Consider the following 22799-nt stretch of genomic DNA (forward strand, 5'->3'; position numbering starts at 1 on the left):
TGACGTTGCTGGGTGGCTTCTCCTGACATCAGGATAGGGTATGCCTCAGTCTGACAGTGATGAGTCGCAGGCGTTCGGATCGGCATCGGTTTCGCTCCCGGTCTTGGCGCGCGCCTGGAAGCGCTGATAGCACTCCAGCCCGCAGAAGTGCTCGACGTATTCCGCGCCTTCCGGGGTGAAGGCGGCATCGAGCGGGATTTCCTTGCAGCACACGCAGCAACTGGTGGCAGTCGGATCATTTGCATTCATGGTGGCACCCCTCCATTGACTGACGAAGACGGCGAATGCCGCCGCCGGCATCGGCTTGGCGAACAGGAAGCCTTGTCCTGTGTCGCAGTCCGCTTGTCGCAACAAATCAAGACTCGCCGATGTTTCCACGCCTTCGGCCACTACTTCCATGCCAAGCCCATGCGCAAGCTGAATCACGGTGCGCACGATGGTCTGGTCGCGGTGGTCGTTGGCGAGTCCGGCGACAAACGATTGGTCGATCTTGAGCGTGCTGATGGGGCAGCATTTCAGGTGTTGCAGGCAGGAATAGCCGGTGCCGAAGTCGTCGGCGGCGAAGCGCACACCGATCTGTCGCAAAGCTTCCAGGGCGGGGAAGATCGCCGGATCACCGAACGCAACCGATTCGGTCAGCTCAATTTCAAGATACGCGGCGGGCAACCCGGCATCGGCCAGCACGCCCTTTACCCACTTGTCGAAATCTGGCCCCACTTGGCTCGCCGAAACATTGACGGCCAGCCGGAACGGTTGCCATGCCAGCACCCGCCAGTCGCGCATTTGACGGCAGGCTGCGCCCAGCACCCATGCGCCGATTTCCGGCATCAGGCCGGACGATTCGATCACGGGCAGGAACTGGCCCGGCGGCAACAGTCCGAGCGTCGGATGACGCCAGCGCAACAGGGCTTCCGCGCCGACAATCTGCTCACTGCGCAAATCGACAATCGGCTGGTAGTGCAGCTCAAGCTGCCCGCGCTCGACCGCCTGCGCCAGTTGCGCCACTGTCCATTCAATTGGCTGGGAAGCGCTCATGATCGACCTCTGAAGGCCCGCAGCAGCCGCGTCACAGACAGGACAAACAAGCCGGTCAGCGTGAGGGCTGCAATACCCCAGTGCTCGCCGATGAACGCGCCGGCCGTCGTGCCGGCCAGCACAATGGCGAGAATCGGCAAATGACAGGGACAGGTGAGCACCGCCAGCGCACCCCACAGGTAGCCGGTGAACGGCTTGTGTGTCTCGGTCGGCAAGCGCTCGGGGCTGTTCATGGCAGACTCTCCGCTTGCTGGGCCGGCGCGGTCGGCATCGCGGCCAACTGCACTTCCAGATCGGCCAACGCTTCGCGTTGGCGTTCGACGAACTGACTCAGCACGGCAAGCTGTGCGGCTGTTTCATCGCAGTCCGCCGCATCCAGCGCCCGGCACAACCGCGCCAATGCGTCCAGGCCGATGCCCGCCTCAAAAGCGGCCCGCACAAAGCACAGCCGCTGCAAGGCGGCGTCATCGAACAAGCCGTAGCCGCCCGTGGTGCAGGCGACTGGCCGCAGCAATCCGCGCAGCAGGTAGTCGCGCACGATATGCACGCTCACCCCGGCCTCAAGGGCCAGTCGGGACACTGTGTAGGCGTTCATCGAACACCTCCTTTTCCTTATCCGGCGCAGCAGGACAGTTGCTTCACGTCCTTGCTGAAGGTCTGCGCCGCGAGCTTCAAGCCCTCGACCATCGTTAGGTAGGGGAACAACTGGTCGGCTAGTTCCTGCACCGTCATGCGGTTGCGAATGGCGAGAACAGCCGTCTGGATCAGTTCGCCCGCTTCCGGGGCCACCACCTGTACGCCAATCAGCCGTCCGCTGCCTTCCTCGATGACCAGCTTGATGAAGCCGCGGGTATCGAAGTTGGCGAGCGCACGCGGCACGTTGTCGAGCGTCAGCGTGCGGCTGTCGGTTTCGATGCCATCGTGGTGCGCTTCCGCCTCGCTGTAGCCCACGGTCGCCACTTGCGGGTCGGTGAACACCACGGCCGGCATCGCGGTCAGATTGATGGCGGCGTCGCCGCCGGTCATGTTAATGGCCGCACGAGTGCCGGCCGCTGCCGCCACATAGACGAACTGCGGCTGGTCGGTGCAGTCGCCGGCCGCGTAGATGTTCGGGCTACTGGTGCGCATGCCCTTGTCGATGACGATGGCCCCCTGCGCATTGACGGCTACCCCCGCCGCTTCCAATGCCAGGCTGCGCGTGTTCGGTGTCCGGCCGGTGGCGACCAGCAGCTTGTCGGCGCGCACTTCGCCCTGTCCAGTGGTCAGCACGAATTCGCCGTCCACATGGGCGACTTGGCTGGCTTGCGTATGTTCCAGTACCTTGATTCCTTCGGCACGGAAGGCGGCTGTGACGGCCTCGCCGATGGCAGGGTCTTCGCGGAAGAACAGCGTGCTGCGCGCAAGGATCGTGACCTGGCTACCCAGCCGGGCGAAGGCTTGCGCCAGTTCCAGCGCCACCACCGACGAGCCGATGACGGCCAGGCGTTCGGGAATGGTGTCGCTGACCAAGGCCTCGGTCGAAGTCCAGTAGGGTGACTCTTTCAGGCCCGGAATCGGCGGCATGGCCGGACTGGCACCCGTGGCGACCAGGCAGCGGTCGAACATCACGACGCGCTCACCACCCTCGTTCAAACTAACGATAAGGCTCTGGTCGTCCTTGAAACGCGCTTCACCGTGCAGAACGGTGATGGCTGAATTGCCGTCCAGGATGCCTTCGTACTTGGCATGACGGAGTTCTTCGACACGGGCCTGCTGCTGGGCCAGCAGCCGCTCGCGCAAGATCGTCGGCGGTGTGGGTGGCATGCCGCCGTCGAATGGGCTTTCCCGGCGCAGATGGGCGATGTGGGCGGCGCGGATCATGATCTTGGACGGCACACAACCGACGTTGACGCAGGTGCCGCCGATGGTGCCGCGCTCAATCAGCGTGACCTGCGCGCCTTGCTCGACGGCCTTCAGTGCTGCCGCCATCGCGGCTCCACCGCTGCCGATCACGGCGACTTGCAACGGGCGCTCGCCGCCGCTGCCCTTGTCGGCGGCACCCATCCAGCCGCGCACCTTGTCGAACAGCCCAGTGCGGTTGTCGGTCGGCGGGGCATCGGCGAGCATCGCTTTGTAGCCCAGGCCAGCCACGGCGGCGGTCAGTGCGTCCGGCGCTGTGCCTGGATCAAGGGCGAGCTGGGCCGCGCCCTTGGCATAGGACACTATGGCAGATTGGACGCCGGGTACTTTTTCCAGCGCTTCCTTGACGTGCGCCGCGCACGAGTCGCAGGTCATGCCGGTGATTTTTAGGGTAACCGGAATATCTGGTTGATATCTCCTTTGCTGGCAGCCTGTAATTCCCACTTTCTCACCGGAGAATATGGTTGATCAGCCTCCCTTCGCGGGTTAGTATCAGTCCATCTATAGGAGGACGACCTCCCCCACCTTGGGAAGTAATGACCAGGACGACCTGGCCCCGTTATATTTCGGAGGGGTCAATGCCTTGGGTATATCTTCTCGTTGCCGGTGTCCTTGAGATTGTGTGGGCTTACACAATGAAGCAATCTCATGGCTTCAGTCGGCTCTTACCATCGATCATCACGATTTCTACAATGGTGGCCAGCTTCTGGCTGTTAGCAGTCGCCATGCGAACTATTCCACTCGGAACTGCCTACACAATCTGGACGGGAATAGGAGCTGTAGGCGCTTTTCTTGTCGGAATCGCATTTTTGGCTGAACCGGTTAATGCAGCGAGAATCATTGCTGCGATCCTCATTGTTTCAGGGTTGGTGTTAATGAAACTATCCAGCGCCTGACATCGAGGTTATTAATGATGGGTCTCGTTACTGGCCTTATTAACCTCTCAAATTATGAGGTCAGGGACTCCAAGTCGACAGACGACGAAATGCACTTCCAGGTGGACGCACCCGATCCCATCGCGTGCGAGAAATGTGGCGTGCAGGGTGAAATCGTGCGGTTCGGCAAGCGTGATGTTCCTTATCGTGATTTGCCCATCCACGGCAAGCGGGTCACCCTCTGGGTGGTTCGTCGCCGGTACACCTGCCGGGCCTGCAAGACCTCCTTCAGGCCCCAGCTACCGGAGATGGTGGACGGCTTCCGCATGACGCGGCGGCTGCATGAGTACGTGGAGAAAGAATCCTTCAACCACCCCTACACCTTCGTGGCGGCGCAGACTGGCCTGGACGAGAAGACGGTACGCGACATCTTCAGCGCTCGCGCCGAGTTCCTGGGGCGCTGGCACCGATTCGAGACGCCTCGCATTCTGGGTATAGACGAGCTGTACCTGAACAAGCGCTACCGCTGCATTCTGACCAACATCGAGGAGAGAACCCTGCTCGACCTGCTGACCACCCGCCGGCAGGACTTGGTGACCAACTACCTGATGAAGCTGAAAGACCGGCAGAAGGTCGAGATCGTCAGCATGGACATGTGGAACCCCTACCGTACGGCGGTCAAGACGGTGCTACCACAGGCCCGTATCGTGGTCGATAAATTCCATGTGGTGCGCATGGCCAATGATGCCTTGGAGAAGGTGCGCAAGGGCCTAAGAAAGGAGCTGAAACCCTCCCAGAGCCGAACCCTCAAGGGAGACCGGAAAATCCTGCTGAAACGCGCTCACGAAGTCTCAGACCGAGAGCGGCTGATCATGGAGACCTGGACAGGCGCATTCCCGCAACTGCTGGCCGCCTACGAGCACAAGGAGCACTTCTACGGCATCTGGGATGCCATCACGCGCTCCCAGGCAGAAGCCGCCCTGGACGAGTGGATAGCCACCGTCCCGAAAGGCCAGAAGGAAATCTGGAGCGATCTGGTCAGAGCGGTGGGCAACTGGCGCGAAGAGATCATGACCTACTTCGAGACGGATATGCCCGTCACCAATGCTTACACGGAATCCATCAACCGACTGGCCAAGGACAAGAACCGTGAAGGGCGTGGTTACTCCTTCGAGGTGATGCGGGCACGAATGCTCTACACCACGAAGCACAAGAAGAAGGCCTCAACTGCGAAGGTCTCTCCATTCTACAAGAAAACCATCTGTTACGGACTGTCGGATTTCGCAGAGGAACTCAATTACGGGGTCGATCTATCAACCATCTGAGGGTGGTATAAGGTTGGTGGGGTGAAGGAGCCCCATCAACCATTAAATCCGGATACCCCATTTATCGAGAAAGATCGCCTCGTATTCGCGCTTGGATGCTTCCAACTCCGGCGAACCGCTCAAGGCGGCAATCACCCCGGGTATTTCCCGACCTTGCAACAACACACAATCGACATACGACGACGCGATAACCCACGCGCGGTCCTCAAGGGTCGCCTTGCTGGTGGCGATGGCATCGGCAAATACCTGGTCCTGGCGCGCGTCGAAGTCTGCATACAGCGCGGCCAGCAACCCTGCGCGTGTAGCGAAGTGGTCGTAAACCACTGGTTTGGTGACGCCCGCCAGCTCGGCCAGGCGGCCCAGAGTCAGGGCGTCGGTGCCTTCGTCACGCACTAATTGCCAGGCCACGTCGAGTAACTGGCGCAGGCGATCTTCACGGGACAAACGACGACGTGGGGCAGGGGATTCACTGCTTGACATGCTTATATACCAAAAGTAACTTATTCGACGTAACTTACTAAAAGTAGATTAAGCTCAAATGGAGTCAAAGTCATGCACGCACTGATCGTAGTTGCTCATCACGACCCGCAATCTCTCACCCACAGTGTGGCCGCCGAGGTGGGCGCGGGCTTGACCGCCTCTGGCCACACCTTTGAAATAGCCGACCTTGCCGCTGAAGGGTTCGATCCACGCTACACCATCGCCGACCATCGGGTGCACCGTACTCGGGCGACGCCGCCAGCCGACGTGCAGGCCGAACAGGCCCGCATAGACCGCGCCGACGCGCTGGTGCTGGCGTTCCCCATCTACTGGTGGTCAATGCCAGCGTTGCTCAAGGGTTGGGTCGACCGCGTATTCGTCAATGGCTGGGCGATTGATTACGGCCCCGATACACCGGTGCAGAAGAAACTCAGGCATTTGCACGTACATGTGCTGGCCCTGGGGGCGGCTGACGAAAGCGCCTTCGATCGACACGGTTATGCCAAGGCCATGAATACCCAGATCGACTACGGCATCTTTGATTATTGCGGGGCGCGGGTACTCACTTCCGAGTTGTTGTTGGACTCGGAAAGTGGCACGGCCCAGGCGCATTTGCACAAGGCCCGGACCGTGGGGCAGGGGTTGTTTGAGCGTGAGGCCATCGCGGGATAATTCAAGCGTCGCGAAACAGGTCGTGGGCGTCGAGCAAGCGGTAGGCAATCTCTGGGTTTTTCTCCAGGCCACGGCGAATGGAGGCGGGGATCGACTGGCGGGTCTTGCGGCACATGCCCGGCAGTTCGTCGATGACGATCTGGATCCCGCGCATGCTTTTGACCTCGGTATGCCCGGGCGCGATGTGGACGCGGATGCCGAGTTGGTCGTACATCCGCTGTTGCAAGTGTTCGAGGTCTTGCAGGCTCTTGAGGTTTTCCAGGCGCTCCAGCAGGATTTTTTCCTGCTGTCGCGTCAGTTGCAGAATGCGCAGATCAGCGCCGGGAGCTTCCAGCAGTTGTTCACGGTTGCAGACACAGGCGCCGGGTGGGCAGGGTTGGCGAAGGGTCATTGACGCTCCCGGCAAGGTTCAGTTGTAGGAGCGAGCTTGCTCGCGAAAAACTCACAGGCGCCGCATTCATTCAGCAAACACGCGTTTTGGTTAACGTTTTTCGCGAGCAAGCTCGCTCCCACAGGTTTGTGTGTCAGTAGCTCAAGTGAACGCCCAGGCTGGCCAGCGCTTTCCAGTAGTCAGGGTAGGTCTTGGCTACGCAATCAGGGTCTTGGATGCGAATGCCCGAGACTTTCAGCCCGGCCAGGGCAAAGCACATGGCGATGCGATGGTCGGCGTGGGTATCGATCAGTGCGGTGCAGGCGGTGCCAGCCAAAGCGGGGTCGCTGGCAACCAGCAGGTCATCACCTTCGATGGTCGCCAGGCCCGGGCGAATTTCGTTGAGGCCATCGTGCAGCGCCTGCACGCGGTCACATTCCTTGACGCGCAGGTTCGCCAGTTCAGTGAAGCGCACCGGGGTATTGTTGAATGCGGCGAGCACCGCCAGGGTCGGGATCGCATCCTGCATTTGTGAACCCACCACCGTGGCCTGCATGTTCGGGAATTGCGCGATCACGGCCTGTGCCTTGGCGTCGGGCTGGGTGAAATCCTGCGCGGCTACACCAATATCGATACGGCCACCGGTCAGTACTTCTGCGGCCCACAGGTAAGTGGCGGCGGAAGCGTCGGGTTCGATCAGGTAATCATGGGCGGTATAGCCCGTGGGGGCCACGCGCCAGGTGGTGTCGTCCACGATGTCTACCTGGGCCCCGAACGCACGCATGCAATCGAGGGTCAGGTCCACATAGCCACGGGCGCCGATGTCCTTGCCGGTCAGCGCCACTTCAATCGGTGCTTCGCCGCACGCCGCCAGCATCAGCAGGGCCGATACGTACTGGCTGGACAAGCCTCCGTCAATCTCAAAACGCCTGGCCTGGACCTTGCCCGCGCCATGCACCGTTACCGGTGGGCAACCGGTGGGGCTGTCGACCTGGATGCCGTTCTGGCCCAGGGTGGCCAGCAGCGGGCCGATCGGGCGTTTTTGCATGTACTCGTCACCGTCCAGTACCACGGTGCCTTGCACGGTGGCGACGGCAGCCGTGAGAAAGCGCATGGCGGTGCCGGCGTTGCCGAGGAACAACGGCTGGGCCGGCAATTGCAGCGAGCCTTGGCTGGTGACGACAAAGGTGGTGTCGTCCGGCTCGTCGATGGTGACGCCCATCTGCCCCAGGGCGACCGACATATGGCGTGTGTCATCGCTTTTGAGCGCGCCGCTCAAACGGCTGGTGCCCTTGGCCAGTGCCGCGAGCAACAGAGCACGGTTGGTAATGGATTTGGAGCCGGGGGGCGCGACCTTGCCAGTGAGGGGGAAGTTGGGCGGTGTAACGGTCACGGTTTTCTGCGAACTCAAGGTACAAGGCTCCTGGTCAAGGCGAGGTGGCGTGGAGTGGCCGACGTGCGGACCCGAATCATCAGGCAAACACGCCATGCTTGTCGAGTGAGTGGGTGATCTGCGTATTTTAGGGTAACCGGAATATCTGGTTGATATCTCCTTTGCTGGCAGCCTGTAATTCCCACTTTCTCACCGGAGAATATGGTTGATCAGCCTCCCTTCGCGGGTTAGTATCAGTCCATCTATAGGAGGACGACCTCCCCCACCTTGGGAAGTAATGACCAGGACGACCTGGCCCCGTTATATTTCGGAGGGGTCAATGCCTTGGGTATATCTTCTCGTTGCCGGTGTCCTTGAGATTGTGTGGGCTTACACAATGAAGCAATCTCATGGCTTCAGTCGGCTCTTACCATCGATCATCACGATTTCTACAATGGTGGCCAGCTTCTGGCTGTTAGCAGTCGCCATGCGAACTATTCCACTCGGAACTGCCTACACAATCTGGACGGGAATAGGAGCTGTAGGCGCTTTTCTTGTCGGAATCGCATTTTTGGCTGAACCGGTTAATGCAGCGAGAATCATTGCTGCGATCCTCATTGTTTCAGGGTTGGTGTTAATGAAACTATCCAGCGCCTGACATCGAGGTTATTAATGATGGGTCTCGTTACTGGCCTTATTAACCTCTCAAATTATGAGGTCAGGGACTCCAAGTCGACAGACGACGAAATGCACTTCCAGGTGGACGCACCCGATCCCATCGCGTGCGAGAAATGTGGCGTGCAGGGTGAAATCGTGCGGTTCGGCAAGCGTGATGTTCCTTATCGTGATTTGCCCATCCACGGCAAGCGGGTCACCCTCTGGGTGGTTCGTCGCCGGTACACCTGCCGGGCCTGCAAGACCTCCTTCAGGCCCCAGCTACCGGAGATGGTGGACGGCTTCCGCATGACGCGGCGGCTGCATGAGTACGTGGAGAAAGAATCCTTCAACCACCCCTACACCTTCGTGGCGGCGCAGACTGGCCTGGACGAGAAGACGGTACGCGACATCTTCAGCGCTCGCGCCGAGTTCCTGGGGCGCTGGCACCGATTCGAGACGCCTCGCATTCTGGGTATAGACGAGCTGTACCTGAACAAGCGCTACCGCTGCATTCTGACCAACATCGAGGAGAGAACCCTGCTCGACCTGCTGACCACCCGCCGGCAGGACTTGGTGACCAACTACCTGATGAAGCTGAAAGACCGGCAGAAGGTCGAGATCGTCAGCATGGACATGTGGAACCCCTACCGTACGGCGGTCAAGACGGTGCTACCACAGGCCCGTATCGTGGTCGATAAATTCCATGTGGTGCGCATGGCCAATGATGCCTTGGAGAAGGTGCGCAAGGGCCTAAGAAAGGAGCTGAAACCCTCCCAGAGCCGAACCCTCAAGGGAGACCGGAAAATCCTGCTGAAACGCGCTCACGAAGTCTCAGACCGAGAGCGGCTGATCATGGAGACCTGGACAGGCGCATTCCCGCAACTGCTGGCCGCCTACGAGCACAAGGAGCACTTCTACGGCATCTGGGATGCCATCACGCGCTCCCAGGCAGAAGCCGCCCTGGACGAGTGGATAGCCACCGTCCCGAAAGGCCAGAAGGAAATCTGGAGCGATCTGGTCAGAGCGGTGGGCAACTGGCGCGAAGAGATCATGACCTACTTCGAGACGGATATGCCCGTCACCAATGCTTACACGGAATCCATCAACCGACTGGCCAAGGACAAGAACCGTGAAGGGCGTGGTTACTCCTTCGAGGTGATGCGGGCACGAATGCTCTACACCACGAAGCACAAGAAGAAGGCCTCAACTGCGAAGGTCTCTCCATTCTACAAGAAAACCATCTGTTACGGACTGTCGGATTTCGCAGAGGAACTCAATTACGGGGTCGATCTATCAACCATCTGAGGGTGGTATAAGGTTGGTGGGGTGAAGGAGCCCCATCAACCATTAAATCCGGATACCCGATTTTTAGATGGGTCATGCGACAGATCCTTTTTCGTTTGTGGTAGCAGACAAGGGCGTCAGATGTGCTGCGCTGCCGTTTTCAGTGCCTCACTTCTTGACGCTGGACGGATAGCCTGCGTCTTCGGTGGCCTTGGTCAGCTTCTGCACGCTGGTCTTGGCATCATCGAAGGTGACAACCGCTTCGCGTGTCTCGAAGGTCACGTTAACTTTGCTGACGCCTTCGACCTTGGAAATCGCCTTCTTGACGGTGATCGGACAAGCGGAGCAGGTCATGCCCGGTACGGACAGCGTGACGGTCTGGGTGGCGGCCCACACGGGGGCAACAACGGCAGCGATGGCGAGAGAGGCAAACAGTTTTTTCATGATGAACTCCTGTGATTAATAGAAAAATGGCATGACGTAGGGAAATCCGAGCGCGACCAGAACCAGCGCGGCCACGACCCAGAAAATGAGCTTGTAAGTAGCGCGCACTTGGGGAATCGCACACACATCCCCTGGTTTGCAGGCTTGCGCCGGTCGGTAGATGCGCCGCCAGGCGAAAAACAGCGCCACCAACGCCGCGCCGATGAAGATCGGGCGATAAGGTTCCAACACCGTCAAGTTGCCGATCCAAGCGCCGCTGAACCCCAGGGCGATAAGAACCAGCGGCCCCAGGCAGCAAGCCGAGGCGAGGATGGCGGCTAGCCCGCCAGTGAAGAGCGCCCCGCGCCCGTTTTGAGGTTCAGACATACGCTTGTCCTTTCAAATCTGGATTGGATAGCTTAAGCTTACTTCCGTACCAATGTACGGAGTCAAGCGATATGGAAAAAAATTTGGAGAATCTGACTATTGGCGTTTTCGCCAAGGCGGCCGGGGTCAACGTGGAAACAATCCGGTTCTATCAGCGCAAGGGCTTGTTGCCGGAGCCGGACAAGCCCTATGGCAGCATCCGCCGCTATGGCGAGGCGGATGTGACGCGGGTGCGCTTCGTGAAATCAGCCCAGCGGCTCGGATTCAGCCTCGACGAGATCGCAGAGCTGCTGAGGCTGGATGACGGCACCCACTGCGAGGAAGCCAGCAGCCTGGCCGAGCACAAGCTTCAGGACGTGCGCGAAAAAATGACCGACCTGGCGCGCATGGAAACCGTGCTATCCGAACTTGTGTTCGCCTGCCATGCGCGGCAAGGGAACGTTTCTTGCCCGCTGATTGCTTCGCTGCAAGGGGAGAAAGAGCCGCGTGGTGCCGACGCGGTGTAGCCGAGGGTAGTTACGCCTTAGCGTGCTTTATTTTCCGTTTTCTGAGACGACCCCTGCTGGGGCCGGTGGTGCGGCCTTCCACGGTGCACCAGAGCAAGTTCTCGATGGGCACGGTGCTGGCGCTGGCCGCGCAGTACGGCCATGCCGGCCTGGCCGAGTTCGACGCGCACTACCAGAGCCCCGCCACCCAGGCCCTGCGCGACCGGGTGGAGATGGTGCTGGACCCCGAAGTGGACGCCGCCTACCCGCGCCGCTGGATCGGCAAGGTCACCGTCACAACCACCGATGGGCGCGTGCTGCATGGCCGGGTCGACGAGCCCAAGGGTGACCCCGGCAACACCCTGACGCGCGCCGAAATCACCGCCAAGGCGCTGCGCCTGGCCGAACACGCCGGCGGCGTGCCCCCCGCCGTGATGCGCGAGGCGCTGGAGCGGCTCTGGAGCGTGGCCGAATGGCCCGTCGTGGACAGGCTGCTGCCGGCCGGGGAGGGCGCATGAGCACCCGCCGCCCCTCCCACCCCGTCGCGACGGCGCGCAGCCTGCTCTTCGTGCCGGCCGACCGCCCGGAGCGGCTGCCGAAGGCGCTGGCCAGCGGCGCGGACGCCGTCATCGTCGACCTGGAGGACGCCGTATCCCCCGCGGCCCGCCCAGCGGCGCGCGCAGCGCTGCAGGCGGCCTGGAACGTGCTGGCGCCCGAGGAGAGGGGCCGCGTGGCCGTGCGCATCAACGGCGTGGGCACTGCCGACCACGCGGACGACCTGGCGCTGGCCCGGCAGCTGGCCGGAACCGGGCTGCAATGCCTCGTCGTACCCAAGGCCGAGGCCCCCGAGGGGCTGGCGGCGCTGGCCGGTGCGCTGCCCCATGAGGCACGCTCCCCGGGTTTCTTGCTGGTGCCGCTGATCGAATCGGCCGAGGGCGCGGCGCGGCTCGAGGCCATCGCCGCCGTGCCGGGCGTGGTGCGCCTCGCCTTCGGCCATCTCGATCTGCAGGCCGACTTAGGGCTGGCCTGCGGACCCGACGAAGCCGAGCTGGCGCCCCTGCGCTGGGCGCTGGTGCTGGCATCGCGCCGCGCCGGCCTGCCGCCGCCGGTGGACGGCGTCACCACCGACCTGGCCGACGCCGACCGCCTGGCCGCCGACACGGCCCGTGCGCGCCGCTTCGGCTTCGGCGCGAAGCTCTGCATCCACCCGTCGCAGGTCGCCGGCGTGCATGCGGCCTTCGCGCCCACGCCGGCCGAGCTGGCCTGGGCCCACCGGGTGCTGCGGGCCGAGGCCGAATCGAATGGCGCCGCCTGCACGGTGGACGGAAAGATGGTGGACGCCCCCGTCATCGCGCTGGCGCAGCGCCTGCTGCGCGCCGGGCAGGCGCCGCCGTAGACCCGTCCGTCCAGAGGCCCCGGGCCGCTGCCCGGAGCCCGCTTCCTGATTTTTTGTGGCTCATCAATACCTATAGGAGACAACCGCCATGAAGTTCGCAACCCTTTCCGTTCGCCCGCTCGGGCTGCGCCGCGCAGCCGCCCTGTTGTGCCTGGCCGGTGCGGCGGCGTGGCTGGCCGGCCATTCCCGCCCCGCCCATGCCCAGGGCGGCTTTCCGGACAAGCCGGTCACCATCGTCATCCCCTTCGCCGCCGGCGGCCCGACCGACGTGGTCGCGCGCATGCTGGCCGTGCCCATGGGCAAGTCGCTCGGCCAGCCGGTCATCGTGGAAAACGCCGCCGGCGCGGGCGGCACCATCGCCGCCGCCAAGGTGGCGCGTGCGCCGGCCAATGGCTACACCGTCTTCCTGCACCACATGGGCATGGCGACGGCGCCCGCGCTCTACAAGAGGCTGAGCTTCGACCCGGTCAAGGACTTCGAGCCCATCGGCCAGGTGGTGGACGTGCCCATGACGCTGCTGGCGCGCAAGGACTTCCCCGCCACCGACCTGCAGGGCGTGCTGGGCTACATCAAGGCCAACAAGGGCAAGGTCACCCTGGCCAACGCCGGCCTGGGCGCAGTCTCGCACCTGTGCGGCCTGCTCTTCATGACCCAGATCGGCGAGGAGCTCACCACCGTGCCGTACAAGGGCACCGGCCCCGCGATGACCGACCTGCTGGGCGGCCAGGTCGACCTGCTGTGCGACCAGACGACGCAGACCGTGCCCTTCATCAAGGAGAACCGGGTGAAGGTGATCGGCGTGGCCATGCCGCGGCGCCTGGCCGCGCTGCCGAACGTGCCCACGCTGGATGAGCAGGGCCTGAAAGGCTTCGAGGTGAAGGTCTGGCACGGCCTCTACGCCCCGCGCGGCACGCCGCCCGAGGCGCTGAAGAAGCTCAACGAGGCACTGCGGGTGGCCCTGCAGGACCCGGTGGTGACGCAGCGGCTGGCGGAGCTCAGCTCCGAGGTGCCGCCGATGGACAAGGTCACGCCCGAGGGGCTGCGCACGCACCTGGCCGCCGAGATCGCCAAGTGGGCGCCGGTGATCCGCCAGGCAGGCGTCTACGCGGACTGAAGCCGCCCATCCACCCGAGGACGGCGCGGGGGCCGGCGATAATCGGCTCCCTTCCAGGCACTCGGCCTTCGGGCATCCGGCCTCGCAGGGCAGCCACCGGGTGCCCGTGACGGCCGCATCCCGCTCCCCGTGAATTCCCCCGTCTTCGCTTCGCTCGTTCCGGTCATCCTGTGCATCGCCGTGGGATTCTTCACCGCCCGCATCGGCTGGGTGCGGGCGTCGGCCATCAAGGACCTGTCCAACCTCGTCTTCCTGGTGCTGACGCCGGCACTGCTCTTTCGCACCATGGCGGGCGTGCGCGTGCAGGATCTGGACTTCCAGCCCGTGGCCCTGTACTTCCTGGCGAGCGGCCTGGTGTTCGTGGGCACGATGGCGGTGTGCGGCTTCACCACCCGGTCGGCGGCGCGCGGCCTGGCCCACATGTTCGGCAACACGCTGATGATCGGCGTGCCGCTGATCGGGCTGCTCTATGGCGAGGGCGGCCTCGTCACGCTGCTGACGCTGATCTCGCTGCACTCGCTGATCCTGCTGACCTCCGCGACCGTCGTCTTCGAGCTGGCGGAGGCGAGGGAGCAGCAGCGCGCAGGCATCGCCGCGCCGCGCCCCCTGGTGTTCACCGTGCTGCAGGCCGTGCGCAATGGCATCGTCCACCCCGTGCCCATGCCGATCCTGGCCGGGCTGCTGCTGGCGCAGACCGGCTGGGCGCTGCCCACGGTGGTGGACAAGCCCCTGCAAGTGCTCGGCACGGCCCTCGGGCCCATCGCGCTGCTGCTGGTGGGCATCACCCTCGCATACAGCAAGATCGGCGCGCACTGGCGCGATGCGCTGGGCATTGCGCTGGTCAAGAACCTGCTGCATCCGCTGCTCGTGTTCGCGCTGGCCTGGGCGCTGGATCTGCGGGGGGTGTCGGTGGCGGTGATGTTCGCCGTGGCCTGCCTGCCGGTGGGCGCCAACGTGTTTCTCTTCACCCAGCGCTATGGAGTGATGCAGGACGAGGTGTCTTCCAGCATTGCGATATCGACCGGCCTGGCGCTCGTCACCCTGCCGCTCGTCTTGCTGCTGACGCGCTGGCTCCCGCACTGAGCGCACGCCTGCCGGCCATTCAGAACGTGGTTACGATCTCGCAGGGGATCGGGTTGGATCGCAATCGGGATGAGTGGATGCTGCGGATGCGCTGCATGGGCTCGTGCCCATGCAAGCAGCCGGAGCCTCAAAACTCGTTGCCATGGCCCGATTTCGTTCCAACCCGAAGGGCAGCGGTGTGGGCGGGCGCTCTGCGGCGTTGCGGCGCTTGTGGATAGCCCAAGCTATCCACTGCGCACCGCGCCTTGCAGCCCACCCGCCCACACCGCTGCGCGACCCCTGGGAGATCGTCAACACGTTCTCAGGGCGCCAGTCGCTCCCGCACCCAGGCGCCGCCTTCCTGCCGGTAGCGCAGGCGGTCGTGCAGGCGGCTCTTGCGGCCCTGCCAGAACTCCCACTGCTCGGGCTTGAGGCGGTAGCCGCCCCAGTGCGGCGGGCGGGGCGGCTGCAGCATGAACTGCGCGGCGTACTTGGCGGCGTTGGCGACCAGCACGCCGCGCCCCGCGATCACCTGGCTCTGCGGGCTGGCCCAGGCGCCGATGCGCGAATCGAGCGGGCGGCTGGCGAAGTAGGCATCGCTCTCCTCGTCGCTCACCTTCTCGACCACGCCCTCGATGCGCACGACACGCTCCAGCTCGACCCAGTGGAACTGGAGCGCGGCGAAGGGGTTGCCCGCCAGTTGCCGGCCTTTGCGGCTGTCGTAATTGGTGAACCAGACGATGCCGCGCTCGTCGTAGCCCTTGATGAGCACGATGCGCGTGCTGGGCCGCAGGTCGGCGCCCACGGTGGCCACGGTCATGGCGTTGGGCTCCGGCAACTGGGCCGAGAGCGCCTCGCCGAGCCAGAGGTCGAACTGGCGCAGCGGGTTCGCCTGGGAGGCGTCTTCGCTCAGCTCCGCGCGCTCGTAGCTCTTGCGCAGGTCGGCCACCGCGGTGGACAGCGGGGCCGGGGGAGGGGACGGGGGCAGGGCGGACGGGGGAGTGCGGTCGGTCATGCCGGAATTGTGCCCGCATGCCGCCGCAGCGCACCGCAGGGCGCGGCCCTGCCCCGGCCCGAATTACTTCGCGGCCTGGATCACGGCGCAGGCCAGGCGGGCGCCGGCGTTGCCCGTGGGCTGGGTCATGTAGTCGTCGGCCTGGGCATGCACGATCAGGCCCCGGCCCACGATATCGGTGCTGCCGCTGCCCACGCTGATGCTGCGCGATTCGAACGAGAAACGCGCCACGCCGGCGGAGTCCGCCACCAGGCTGGGCAGGTCGCCGGTGTGGTGTTCGCCGTGGCCGTGCTGGCCGTGCGGCTTGGCCAGGGGGTTGAAGTGGCCTCCCGCGCTGTTGCCGTCGCCGCTGGAGCAGTCGCCCTTTTCGTGCACGTGGAAGCCGTGCTCGGTGCCGGGCTTCAGCCCGCGCACTTCACCGGTGACGCGCACCTGGTCGCCATGCTGCACGAAGCGCACCTCGCCCGAGGTCTGGTTGCCGCGGGTGGGCTCCAGCCGGGCCGTGGCCGTGGGGTTGGACGACATGCTGGCGCAGCCGGCGAGTGCCACGGCGCCCAGGCCGAGCAGGAAGGCCCGCGTGGCGCGGGAAGGGCGGAAAGAGGCTGGCATCGGAAGTCTCCTGACAAATGAAAGCGACGCGCATGATGCCGGCCGTGCGAGGCGGGCGGCGTCGGACATCGCCGCCACCTGCCGGCGCGGCCTGCGGGTCAGAAGCTTCTGGAGGCGTTGGCCACCGCCAGCAGACGCCCCAGGGCACGGTCGTCGATGCCCAAGCGCAGGAGTTCGTCATAGGTGGCCTGGGCGTAGTCCCGCGTCGTGCCGTAGATGCCGGCCGCCTCGGCGAAGATGCGCTGGTACTCCGCGTCGGGCAGCACGCCAGCGTGGCTCGGGCTGCGGCGCGACAGCGTGAAGGCGAGCGCCTGCACGGTGCCCTGCGCCGTACGGCAGTCGAGCCAGCGCGGGTCGTACACGCCCAGCGCCATCTCGCGCTGCCACAGGTTGATCATCACCTGCCGCGCCTGGGCCTGCGGCACGCGAAACACCATGCCGCGGCAGCTGCCGCCGGAGAGCATGCCGAAGACCAGGCCCGGACACTCGGGCGTGCCGCGATTGAGGCGGCTCCACATCTTCAGCGCGCGGTGCCAGCCATGCACCTTGGCTTCGCGCCGCTCGGCGTAGTCGAAGTCGGGGCGCCAGATCAGCGAGCCGTAGCCGAACACCCACAGGTCCGACGCGCCGCCCCATTCGGCCAGCGCCTGTTCGAGCATGGGCGCGGGATCGCGCAGGGGGGCGGCAATCGATGGCATGGCGAGACTCTACAATCAGCGGGTTTTGTTCCAAGCTTTCCCATCCCTATTATTTACGGAGTTCCGACCATGTCCTTCAACACGTCCGACGACGACAGCCAGCAACGCTTCGCACTGGGCTTTCTCTTTGCGCTGATCGCGCTGGTGGTGTCCACGGTGGTGGGCGTGACGGTGTACAAGCAGCGTGCGGTGGCCCGCGCTCCGGTGGTCGAGCCCGCCGCCGTGGTGGTGGCTCCGGCCGGCACGCTCGACGTGACGGACAACGACGTCGCCCGCGTGGTGGTGGACGGGGGCGTGGTGCGTTTCTACTTCGCCACCGGCCGCGCCGACCTGGCTCAGGACGCCCAGCCCGCGCTGGCCGACATCGCCCGCGCCGTGGCCGAAGGCCGCTCGGTGATCGTCTCCGGCTTCCATGACGCCACCGGCGACGCCGAAGTGAACGCGCAACTGGCCAAGGACCGCGCCATCAACGTGCGTGAAGCGCTCAAGTCTGCCGGCGTGCCCGAAGACAAGATCGAGCTGCGCAAGCCCGAAGTCACCCAGGCCGGCGGCCCCAACGCCGAGGCCCGCCGTGTCGAGGTGACGCTGGCGCCGATGTAAATCGCACAGTCTCCCGTCCCCCAGGAAGCCCGGCCCGACCGGGCTTTTTCATGGGCGCGGCCCACTGCGCAAAACCAGGCGCGTCAGGTACTGCCCCGCACGATCAGCTCGAACTCCAGCTCCACGCAGCCGGGCTCGGGGGCGCTGCCGCGGATCATGCCGAGCAGCATGGCCGCGGCCGCCCGGCCGACCTCGGCCCGCGGCGTGCGCAGGGTGGTCAGCGGCGGCACCATCTGGTCGCTGCCCGCCAGATCGTTGAACCCGGCCACCGCGACCCGCCCGGGCACCGGCACGCCCAGCCGGTGGGCCGCGAGCAGGCCGCCCTGGGCCAGGTCGTCATTGCAAAAGAAGATCGCGTCCACATCCGGCGAGCGGGCCAGCAGGTCTTCGAAGAGCCGGGCGCCGAGGGCGATGGAGGAAGGTTCTGGGCTCAGCAGTTCGAGGGCCGGGTCATGGCAGCGGGCCAACTGCAGGCAGCGGCGGTAGCCCTCGGCGCGCTGCAGGGTGCGCGGATCGAGCTGGGCGGCGCAGAAGGCGATGCGCCGGCGCCCCTGCTCCAGCAGGTGGCGGGTCACCGTGGCGCCGGCGTCCGCCTGGGAGAAGCCCACGCAGGCGACACCGGGGGCGGAGCGCGTTTCCATCAGGTGCACGCAGGGCACGCCGCTGCGCTCGATGAGCTCGCGGGCGGCGTCGGTGCGGTCGAAGCCGGTGACCAGCAGACCCGCCGGGCGGTGGGGCAGGTAGGTGCGCAGCAGCAGCTCTTCTTCGGCGGCGTCGTAGTGGGTCACCCCGATCAAGGGGTGAAGGCCCTGGGGGAACAGGCTGCGGTGCACGGCCTCGAGCACGTCCACGAAAAGGGCGTTGGTCAGCAGCGGCACGAGCACCAGCACCTGGCTGCCATGGCGCGAGGCGAGGGCCCGGGCGGCGGGGTCGGGCACGTAGCCGAGCTGCAGGGCCGCCGCCCGCGCCCGCTCGGCCAGCGCGGGCGCGACGGCGCGCTCACCCCGCAGGGCGCGCGACACGGTGATCGGGCTCACGCCCGCCGCCAGGGCGACCTCCCGCAGGGTCACGCGGCCGGTGGCCCGCCGGCGCTCAGGGGGTGGTTGGTCGGTCATGGGAGAGATAGGGCCAGTGGACGCAGCCGAAGACGACATTCCGGAGCGGTTAGGATAGCGCTATCCAATAGTTTGCACGGCGCTTTCTTCGGCAGCGAGGGAAGGCCCGCTCCATAAGGAAACCTAGCGATGCAACAACCCGTCGAGGGCGTCTGGCTGGTGGTGATGGGTGTCTCCGGCTGCGGCAAGTCCAGCCTGGGCCAGGCCGTGGCGAGCGAGCTGCGGCTGCCGCTCATCGAGGGCGACGACTTCCACCCCGAGGCGAACATCCGCAAGATGCAGAGCGGCACGCCGCTGACCGACGCCGACCGCGAGGGCTGGCTGGCCCGACTGGGCCAGGAGCTCGCGGCGCATCGCACGGGGGCCGTGCTGACGTGCTCGGCGCTCAAGCGCGCCTACCGCGACCGGCTGCGCTCTGCGGTGCCGGCGCTGCGCTTCGTCTTCATGCAGATCGACCGGGACGAGGCGCTGGCGCGGGTGCAGGCCCGCTCGGCCGTCCACATCTTTCCCGCCAGCCTGGTGGACAGCCAGTTCCAGACGCTGGAGTCGCCCGAGGGCGAACCCGGCGTGCTGACGCTGCCGGCCACGGCGCCGCTGTCCGAGTCCGCCGCCCAGGTGCGCCGATGGGTGGCTGGTGCCCCGCCCTGCAGAGCTGTCTGACACTCTGTCTGACACATTCCCGGCCTCGGGCGGGACAGGCGCAATTGGTACGATACCTCCAGGCCCTCGCGCATCCTCGCCCCCCACGGCCCACCGTATGAAGGCCCCCACGTCATGACATCTCTTCACCCCACCGTCCAAGCCGTCACCGACCGCATTCGCGAGCGCAGCCACGCCACCCGCACGGCCTACCTCGAGCGCATCGCCGCGCTGGGCGCGCGCGACCGGGGCGCCGACCGCATGGGCTGCGCCAATGTGGCGCACGCCTTCGCGGGCATGCCGCAGAACGACAAGCTGCGCGTGGTCGCGGCCAAGGCGCCCAACATCGGCATCGTCAATGCCTACAACGACATGCTGTCGGCCCATGCGCCGCTGCAGCATTACCCGGACCTCATCAAGGCCGAGGCGCGCCAGCACGGCGCCACGGCCCAGGTGGCCGGCGGCGTGCCGGCGATGTGCGATGGCGTGACCCAGGGCACGCCGGGCATGGAGCTCAGCCTCTTCAGCCGCGACGTGATCGCCATGGCCACGGCGGTGTCGCTCAGCCACGATGTGTTCGACGCGGCGCTGATGCTCGGCGTGTGCGACAAGATCGTGCCCGGCCTGCTGATCGGCGCCCTGCAGTTCGGCCATTTGTCCACCGTCTTCGTGCCCGCCGGGCCGATGACCTCGGGCCTGCCCAACAACGCCAAGGCCAAGGTGCGCGAACAGGCCGCGCAGGGCCTGGTCGGCCGGGCGGAGCTGCTGGCGGCCGAGTCGGCCGCCTACCACGGCGAGGGCACCTGCACCTTCTACGGCACGGCCAACAGCAACCAGATGCTGCTGGAGGCGATGGGCCTGCACGTGCCCGGCACCGCGTTCATCAACCCCGGCCAGTCGCTGCGCCAGGAGCTCACGCGCGAGGCGGCCCGCACGGTGCTGGCCGGCGCCTGCCCGCCCATCGGCCAGGTGGTGGACGAGCGCTGCATCGTCAACGCCATGGCTGCGCTGCTGGCTACCGGCGGCTCCACCAACCATCTGATCCACTGGGTGGCGGTGGCGCGCGCCGCCGGCATCGCGATCGACTGGGACGACTTCGCCGAGCTGTCGCACGTGGTGCCGCTGCTGGCGCGGGTCTACCCCAACGGCAGCGCCGACGTGAACCAGTTCCAGGCCGCGGGCGGCCCGGGCTACGTGCTGCGCGAGTTGCTGGACGCCGGCCTCATGCACGGCGACGTGCTCACCGTGCGGCCCGGCGGCATCCGCGAATTCACCCGGCTGCCGGGCGGCGATGCAGAGGGCCGCCTGGTCTGGAACGACATCGGCGCCAGCGGGGACGACACTGTGCTGCGGCCTGCGATCGATCCGTTCAGCGCCACGGGCGGCCTCAAGCTGCTGCAGGGCAATCTGGGCCGCAGCGTGATCAAGGTGTCTGCCGTGCCGGAAGACCGCCACGTGATCGAGGCGCCGGCCGCCGTGTTCGGCTCCCAGGCGGAGCTGCAGGCGGCGTTCCAGGCCGGCCAGCTCGACCGCGACGTGGTGTGCGTGGTGCGGTGGCAGGGCCCGCAGGCCAACGGCATGCCCGAGCTGCACAAGCTGACGCCGCCGCTGGCCGTGCTGCAGGGCAAGGGCTACCGGGTGGCACTGGTGACCGATGGCCGCATGAGCGGGGCGTCCGGCAAGGTGCCGGCCGCCATCCACGTCTCGCCCGAGGCCCATGCCGGCGGCGCGTTGTCGCGCGTGCAGGACGGCGACGTGATCCGTCTCGACGCGGTGGCCGGCACGCTGGAGGTGCTGGTGGACCCGGCCGCTTGGCAGGCCCGCACGCCGGCCGTGATGCCGGCGGCCCAGGCCGTGGACAACACGCACGGCTGGGGTCGTGAACTGTTTGCCGGTTTCCGGCGCAACGCGCTGAGCGCAGAAGAGGGGGCTTGCTCGTGGCTTTGAACGACAACCTGGGCGACGCCGGTCGCCCGCAACCGGCCGGCACGGCCGCCGCCGCCGCCCTGACGGCGACCGACGTCATGCGCGACGCGCCTGTCATCCCGGTGATCGTGCTGAACGACGTGGCGCATGCCGTGCCCATGGCGCGGGCCCTGGTCGCGGGCGGCATCCGCATGCTGGAGGTGACGCTGCGCACGCCGCAGGCGCTGGCCTGCATGGAGGCGATCGCGCGCGACGTGCCTGAAGCGGTGGTGGGCGCCGGCACCGTGCGCAGCGCTGCCGATGCGCGGGCCGCGTCACGGGCCGGAGCGCGCTTTGCCGTCAGCCCGGGCTTCACCCCGGCCGTGGGCCGGGCATGCCAGGACCTGGGCGTGCCGCTGCTGCCCGGCGTGGCGACCGGCAGCGAGATCATGATGGCGCAGGAGGAGGGCTTTCACGCGCTGAAGTTCTTCCCCGCCGTGCAGGCGGGCGGGCTGGCCATGCTCAAGGCGTGGCAAGGCCCGTTCGGCGACGTGGTGTTCTGCCCAACCGGCGGCATCCAGCCTGGCAACGCGGCCGAATTCCTGGCGCTCGGCAACGTGGCCTGCGTGGGTGGCTCCTGGCTGGTGCCGGGCGACGCGCTGGCGCAGGGCGACTGGGCTCGGGTGACCGAACTGGCGAAGGCGGCGGCGGCGCTGCGCGCTGGAATTCGAGCCAAATCGCCCGCCGGCGCTTGATATGCAAGCGCCTGCAGCTATTAAAATGATAGCATTCGATGAAGGGCCGCTGCGGGCGGCCCGCCCACCGCGTTATCGTGCATGACCTCTTTGACCATCCGCCCCGCCACCGCCGAAGACACCGGCCTCATCCTGCGGTTCGTCCGTGAACTGGCGATCTACGAAAAGGCCGAGCACGAAGTGCTGGCCACGCCCGAGCACCTGGAGCGCACGCTGTTCTGCCCCGACCCGGCCGTGTTCGGCCTGATCTGCCTCGATGGCGGCCAGCCGGTCGGCTTCGCCATCTACTTCTTCAATTTCTCGACCTGGCAGGGCCGCCACGGCCTTTATCTGGAAGACCTGTACGTGTCGCCGGAATGCCGGGGCCAGGGTGCCGGCAAGGCCTTGCTGCAACACCTGGCCGCCATCGCGGTCGACCGCGACTGCGGGCGATTCGAGTGGAGCGTGCTGGACTGGAACACGCCGTCCATCGCCTTCTACGACAGCCTGGGCGCCAAGCCGCAGGCGGAGTGGATCCGCTACCGCCTGACCGGCGAGGCGCTCCACGCGCTGGCCGCAGCAAAGCCAGTGGACTGACGCGGTCGCACTGGCACTGGCACTGCCACCTGGCCCCTCCGCCAGCGAGCC

General features: G+C 65.7%; 27 protein-coding genes and 1 pseudogene. 15 read left to right on the forward strand and 13 right to left on the reverse strand.

Annotation, left to right across the window (positions count from 1 at the left end; all coding sequences use genetic code 11):
* Positions 1-45: 45 nt before the first annotated feature.
* The 4 genes from ABWV53_RS07010 to merA are packed head-to-tail and all read right to left on the reverse strand — an operon-like array spanning position 46 to position 3336.
* Complete coding sequence (locus ABWV53_RS07010) at positions 46-1035, reverse strand: DUF3330 domain-containing protein (protein WP_001276635.1); 990 nt, start codon at positions 1033-1035, stop codon at positions 46-48.
* Positions 1032-1268: a broad-spectrum mercury transporter MerE gene (gene merE / locus ABWV53_RS07015; protein ID WP_003090697.1), complete on the reverse strand. Its 237-nt coding sequence runs from the start codon at positions 1266-1268 to the stop codon at positions 1032-1034. The genes ABWV53_RS07010 and merE overlap by 4 nt, the downstream gene beginning before the upstream one ends.
* Positions 1265-1630, reverse strand: coding sequence for a mercury resistance co-regulator MerD (gene merD, locus ABWV53_RS07020; protein WP_353364344.1), 366 nt, complete (start codon positions 1628-1630; stop codon positions 1265-1267). The genes merE and merD overlap by 4 nt, the downstream gene beginning before the upstream one ends.
* 17 nt (positions 1631-1647) lie before the next feature.
* Complete coding sequence (merA, locus tag ABWV53_RS07025; protein ID WP_353366658.1) at positions 1648-3336, reverse strand: mercury(II) reductase; 1689 nt, start codon at positions 3334-3336, stop codon at positions 1648-1650.
* Positions 3337-3512: 176 nt separating this feature from the next.
* On the opposite strand from merA, the gene ABWV53_RS07030 reads away from it, so the two are divergent.
* Positions 3513-3830: a DMT family transporter gene (locus ABWV53_RS07030; RefSeq protein WP_032429244.1), complete on the forward strand. Its 318-nt coding sequence runs from the start codon at positions 3513-3515 to the stop codon at positions 3828-3830.
* A 14-nt stretch (positions 3831-3844) separates the two neighbouring features.
* Positions 3845-5134: an ISL3 family transposase gene (locus ABWV53_RS07035; protein ID WP_023343400.1), complete on the forward strand. Its 1290-nt coding sequence runs from the start codon at positions 3845-3847 to the stop codon at positions 5132-5134.
* A 42-nt stretch (positions 5135-5176) separates the two neighbouring features.
* Here ABWV53_RS07035 and ABWV53_RS07040 read toward each other — a convergent pair whose 3' ends face one another.
* Positions 5177-5578 carry a TetR/AcrR family transcriptional regulator gene (locus ABWV53_RS07040; protein WP_502903846.1) on the reverse strand — a complete coding sequence of 134 codons (402 nt, stop codon included), beginning with the start codon at positions 5576-5578 and terminating at the stop codon, positions 5177-5179.
* A 108-nt stretch (positions 5579-5686) separates the two neighbouring features.
* Here ABWV53_RS07040 and ABWV53_RS07045 point away from each other — a divergent pair, with 108 nt between their 5' ends.
* A complete protein-coding gene (locus tag ABWV53_RS07045) occupies positions 5687-6286 on the forward strand; it encodes an NAD(P)H-dependent oxidoreductase (protein ID WP_054898696.1) in 600 nt (199 codons plus the stop codon).
* Between the two features lies 1 nt (position 6287).
* Here the strand turns inward: ABWV53_RS07045 and ABWV53_RS07050 are convergent, their stop codons facing one another.
* Positions 6288-6677, reverse strand: coding sequence for a hypothetical protein (locus ABWV53_RS07050; RefSeq protein WP_034127625.1), 390 nt, complete (start codon positions 6675-6677; stop codon positions 6288-6290).
* Positions 6678-6810: 133 nt separating this feature from the next.
* Entirely contained in the window at positions 6811-8067 is a 1257-nt protein-coding gene (locus tag ABWV53_RS07055; protein ID WP_353364348.1) for a 3-phosphoshikimate 1-carboxyvinyltransferase, read from the reverse strand.
* 301 nt (positions 8068-8368) lie between these two features.
* Here ABWV53_RS07055 and ABWV53_RS07060 point away from each other — a divergent pair, with 301 nt between their 5' ends.
* On the forward strand, positions 8369-8686 hold the full coding sequence (locus tag ABWV53_RS07060; protein ID WP_032429244.1) for a DMT family transporter: 318 nt from the start codon (positions 8369-8371) through the stop codon (positions 8684-8686).
* A 14-nt stretch (positions 8687-8700) separates the two neighbouring features.
* Complete coding sequence (locus ABWV53_RS07065) at positions 8701-9990, forward strand: ISL3 family transposase (protein WP_023343400.1); 1290 nt, start codon at positions 8701-8703, stop codon at positions 9988-9990.
* Between the two features lie 147 nt (positions 9991-10137).
* Here the strand turns inward: ABWV53_RS07065 and merP are convergent, their stop codons facing one another.
* Both merP and ABWV53_RS07075 read right to left on the reverse strand, forming a co-directional pair.
* Complete coding sequence (gene merP / locus ABWV53_RS07070) at positions 10138-10413, reverse strand: mercury resistance system periplasmic binding protein MerP (RefSeq protein ID WP_000732290.1); 276 nt, start codon at positions 10411-10413, stop codon at positions 10138-10140.
* A gap of 15 nt (positions 10414-10428) precedes the next feature.
* Entirely contained in the window at positions 10429-10779 is a 351-nt protein-coding gene (locus ABWV53_RS07075) for a mercuric transport protein MerT (protein ID WP_001294666.1), read from the reverse strand.
* A gap of 71 nt (positions 10780-10850) precedes the next feature.
* Between ABWV53_RS07075 and merR the strand changes: the two genes are divergently transcribed.
* The 5 genes and pseudogenes from merR to ABWV53_RS07100 all read left to right on the forward strand — a co-directional run bounded on the left by merR (position 10851) and on the right by ABWV53_RS07100 (position 14857).
* Positions 10851-11285 (forward strand): mercury resistance transcriptional regulator MerR, encoded by a 435-nt coding sequence (merR, locus tag ABWV53_RS07080; RefSeq protein ID WP_000414383.1) that lies wholly within the window; start codon positions 10851-10853, stop codon positions 11283-11285.
* Positions 11286-11338: 53 nt separating this feature from the next.
* Positions 11339-11782: pseudogene (locus ABWV53_RS07085) on the forward strand (MmgE/PrpD family protein); the annotation flags it as partial.
* Complete coding sequence (locus ABWV53_RS07090; RefSeq protein WP_353364352.1) at positions 11779-12660, forward strand: HpcH/HpaI aldolase/citrate lyase family protein; 882 nt, start codon at positions 11779-11781, stop codon at positions 12658-12660. The pseudogene ABWV53_RS07085 and the gene ABWV53_RS07090, both read left to right, overlap by 4 nt.
* Before the next feature lie 88 nt (positions 12661-12748).
* Positions 12749-13774 carry a tripartite tricarboxylate transporter substrate-binding protein gene (locus ABWV53_RS07095; RefSeq protein ID WP_353364354.1) on the forward strand — a complete coding sequence of 342 codons (1026 nt, stop codon included), beginning with the start codon at positions 12749-12751 and terminating at the stop codon, positions 13772-13774.
* Positions 13775-13903: 129 nt separating this feature from the next.
* Positions 13904-14857, forward strand: coding sequence for an AEC family transporter (locus tag ABWV53_RS07100; protein WP_353364356.1), 954 nt, complete (start codon positions 13904-13906; stop codon positions 14855-14857).
* Positions 14858-15158: 301 nt separating this feature from the next.
* On the opposite strand, the gene pdxH is transcribed toward ABWV53_RS07100, so the two are convergent.
* The 3 genes from pdxH to ABWV53_RS07115 all read right to left on the reverse strand — a co-directional run bounded on the left by pdxH (position 15159) and on the right by ABWV53_RS07115 (position 17158).
* Entirely contained in the window at positions 15159-15851 is a 693-nt protein-coding gene (pdxH, locus tag ABWV53_RS07105; RefSeq protein ID WP_353364358.1) for a pyridoxamine 5'-phosphate oxidase, read from the reverse strand.
* A 63-nt stretch (positions 15852-15914) separates the two neighbouring features.
* Positions 15915-16460 (reverse strand): superoxide dismutase family protein, encoded by a 546-nt coding sequence (locus ABWV53_RS07110; protein ID WP_353364360.1) that lies wholly within the window; start codon positions 16458-16460, stop codon positions 15915-15917.
* Between the two features lie 98 nt (positions 16461-16558).
* A complete protein-coding gene (locus ABWV53_RS07115; protein WP_353364362.1) occupies positions 16559-17158 on the reverse strand; it encodes a gamma-glutamylcyclotransferase in 600 nt (199 codons plus the stop codon).
* Positions 17159-17227: 69 nt separating this feature from the next.
* Here ABWV53_RS07115 and ABWV53_RS07120 point away from each other — a divergent pair, with 69 nt between their 5' ends.
* Positions 17228-17758, forward strand: a complete 531-nt coding sequence (locus ABWV53_RS07120; RefSeq protein WP_353364364.1) for an OmpA family protein — start codon at positions 17228-17230, stop codon at positions 17756-17758.
* 83 nt (positions 17759-17841) lie between these two features.
* On the opposite strand, the gene gntR is transcribed toward ABWV53_RS07120, so the two are convergent.
* Positions 17842-18873 carry an HTH-type transcriptional regulator GntR gene (gene gntR, locus ABWV53_RS07125; RefSeq protein ID WP_353364366.1) on the reverse strand — a complete coding sequence of 344 codons (1032 nt, stop codon included), beginning with the start codon at positions 18871-18873 and terminating at the stop codon, positions 17842-17844.
* A 129-nt stretch (positions 18874-19002) separates the two neighbouring features.
* Between gntR and ABWV53_RS07130 the strand changes: the two genes are divergently transcribed.
* The 4 genes from ABWV53_RS07130 (at position 19003) to ABWV53_RS07145 (ending at position 22748) form a co-directional block, all read left to right on the forward strand.
* Entirely contained in the window at positions 19003-19533 is a 531-nt protein-coding gene (locus tag ABWV53_RS07130) for a gluconokinase (RefSeq protein ID WP_353364368.1), read from the forward strand.
* Between the two features lie 114 nt (positions 19534-19647).
* Positions 19648-21459 carry a phosphogluconate dehydratase gene (gene edd / locus ABWV53_RS07135; RefSeq protein ID WP_353364370.1) on the forward strand — a complete coding sequence of 604 codons (1812 nt, stop codon included), beginning with the start codon at positions 19648-19650 and terminating at the stop codon, positions 21457-21459.
* A 59-nt stretch (positions 21460-21518) separates the two neighbouring features.
* The gene (gene eda / locus ABWV53_RS07140) at positions 21519-22172 is read left to right on the forward strand and encodes a bifunctional 4-hydroxy-2-oxoglutarate aldolase/2-dehydro-3-deoxy-phosphogluconate aldolase (protein WP_353366659.1); all 654 of its coding nucleotides are present in this window, start codon (positions 21519-21521) and stop codon (positions 22170-22172) included.
* Positions 22173-22253: 81 nt separating this feature from the next.
* Positions 22254-22748 (forward strand): GNAT family N-acetyltransferase, encoded by a 495-nt coding sequence (locus ABWV53_RS07145; protein ID WP_353364372.1) that lies wholly within the window; start codon positions 22254-22256, stop codon positions 22746-22748.
* Positions 22749-22799: the final 51 nt, after the last annotated feature.

This window comes from Acidovorax sp. FG27 (assembly GCF_040365715.1).
GTDB lineage: Bacteria > Pseudomonadota > Gammaproteobacteria > Burkholderiales > Burkholderiaceae_C > Paracidovorax.

Coding starts and splice junctions, on each gene's coding strand:
- merD (WP_353364344.1), bottom strand. CDS start 1,630: ATGAACGCCTACACAGTGTCCCGACTGGCCCTTGAGGCCGGGGTGAGC.
- ABWV53_RS07045 (WP_054898696.1), top strand. CDS start 5,687: ATGCACGCACTGATCGTAGTTGCTCATCACGACCCGCAATCTCTCACC.
- ABWV53_RS07010 (WP_001276635.1), bottom strand. CDS start 1,035: ATGAGCGCTTCCCAGCCAATTGAATGGACAGTGGCGCAACTGGCGCAG.
- ABWV53_RS07075 (WP_001294666.1), bottom strand. CDS start 10,779: ATGTCTGAACCTCAAAACGGGCGCGGGGCGCTCTTCACTGGCGGGCTA.
- pdxH (WP_353364358.1), bottom strand. CDS start 15,851: ATGACCGACCGCACTCCCCCGTCCGCCCTGCCCCCGTCCCCTCCCCCG.
- ABWV53_RS07090 (WP_353364352.1), top strand. CDS start 11,779: ATGAGCACCCGCCGCCCCTCCCACCCCGTCGCGACGGCGCGCAGCCTG.
- ABWV53_RS07120 (WP_353364364.1), top strand. CDS start 17,228: ATGTCCTTCAACACGTCCGACGACGACAGCCAGCAACGCTTCGCACTG.
- gntR (WP_353364366.1), bottom strand. CDS start 18,873: ATGACCGACCAACCACCCCCTGAGCGCCGGCGGGCCACCGGCCGCGTG.
- ABWV53_RS07130 (WP_353364368.1), top strand. CDS start 19,003: ATGCAACAACCCGTCGAGGGCGTCTGGCTGGTGGTGATGGGTGTCTCC.
- merR (WP_000414383.1), top strand. CDS start 10,851: ATGGAAAAAAATTTGGAGAATCTGACTATTGGCGTTTTCGCCAAGGCG.
- ABWV53_RS07110 (WP_353364360.1), bottom strand. CDS start 16,460: ATGCCAGCCTCTTTCCGCCCTTCCCGCGCCACGCGGGCCTTCCTGCTC.
- ABWV53_RS07145 (WP_353364372.1), top strand. CDS start 22,254: ATGACCTCTTTGACCATCCGCCCCGCCACCGCCGAAGACACCGGCCTC.
- ABWV53_RS07065 (WP_023343400.1), top strand. CDS start 8,701: ATGATGGGTCTCGTTACTGGCCTTATTAACCTCTCAAATTATGAGGTC.
- merE (WP_003090697.1), bottom strand. CDS start 1,268: ATGAACAGCCCCGAGCGCTTGCCGACCGAGACACACAAGCCGTTCACC.
- edd (WP_353364370.1), top strand. CDS start 19,648: ATGACATCTCTTCACCCCACCGTCCAAGCCGTCACCGACCGCATTCGC.
- ABWV53_RS07035 (WP_023343400.1), top strand. CDS start 3,845: ATGATGGGTCTCGTTACTGGCCTTATTAACCTCTCAAATTATGAGGTC.
- ABWV53_RS07050 (WP_034127625.1), bottom strand. CDS start 6,677: ATGACCCTTCGCCAACCCTGCCCACCCGGCGCCTGTGTCTGCAACCGT.
- ABWV53_RS07060 (WP_032429244.1), top strand. CDS start 8,369: ATGCCTTGGGTATATCTTCTCGTTGCCGGTGTCCTTGAGATTGTGTGG.
- merP (WP_000732290.1), bottom strand. CDS start 10,413: ATGAAAAAACTGTTTGCCTCTCTCGCCATCGCTGCCGTTGTTGCCCCC.
- ABWV53_RS07095 (WP_353364354.1), top strand. CDS start 12,749: ATGAAGTTCGCAACCCTTTCCGTTCGCCCGCTCGGGCTGCGCCGCGCA.
- ABWV53_RS07115 (WP_353364362.1), bottom strand. CDS start 17,158: ATGCCATCGATTGCCGCCCCCCTGCGCGATCCCGCGCCCATGCTCGAA.
- ABWV53_RS07030 (WP_032429244.1), top strand. CDS start 3,513: ATGCCTTGGGTATATCTTCTCGTTGCCGGTGTCCTTGAGATTGTGTGG.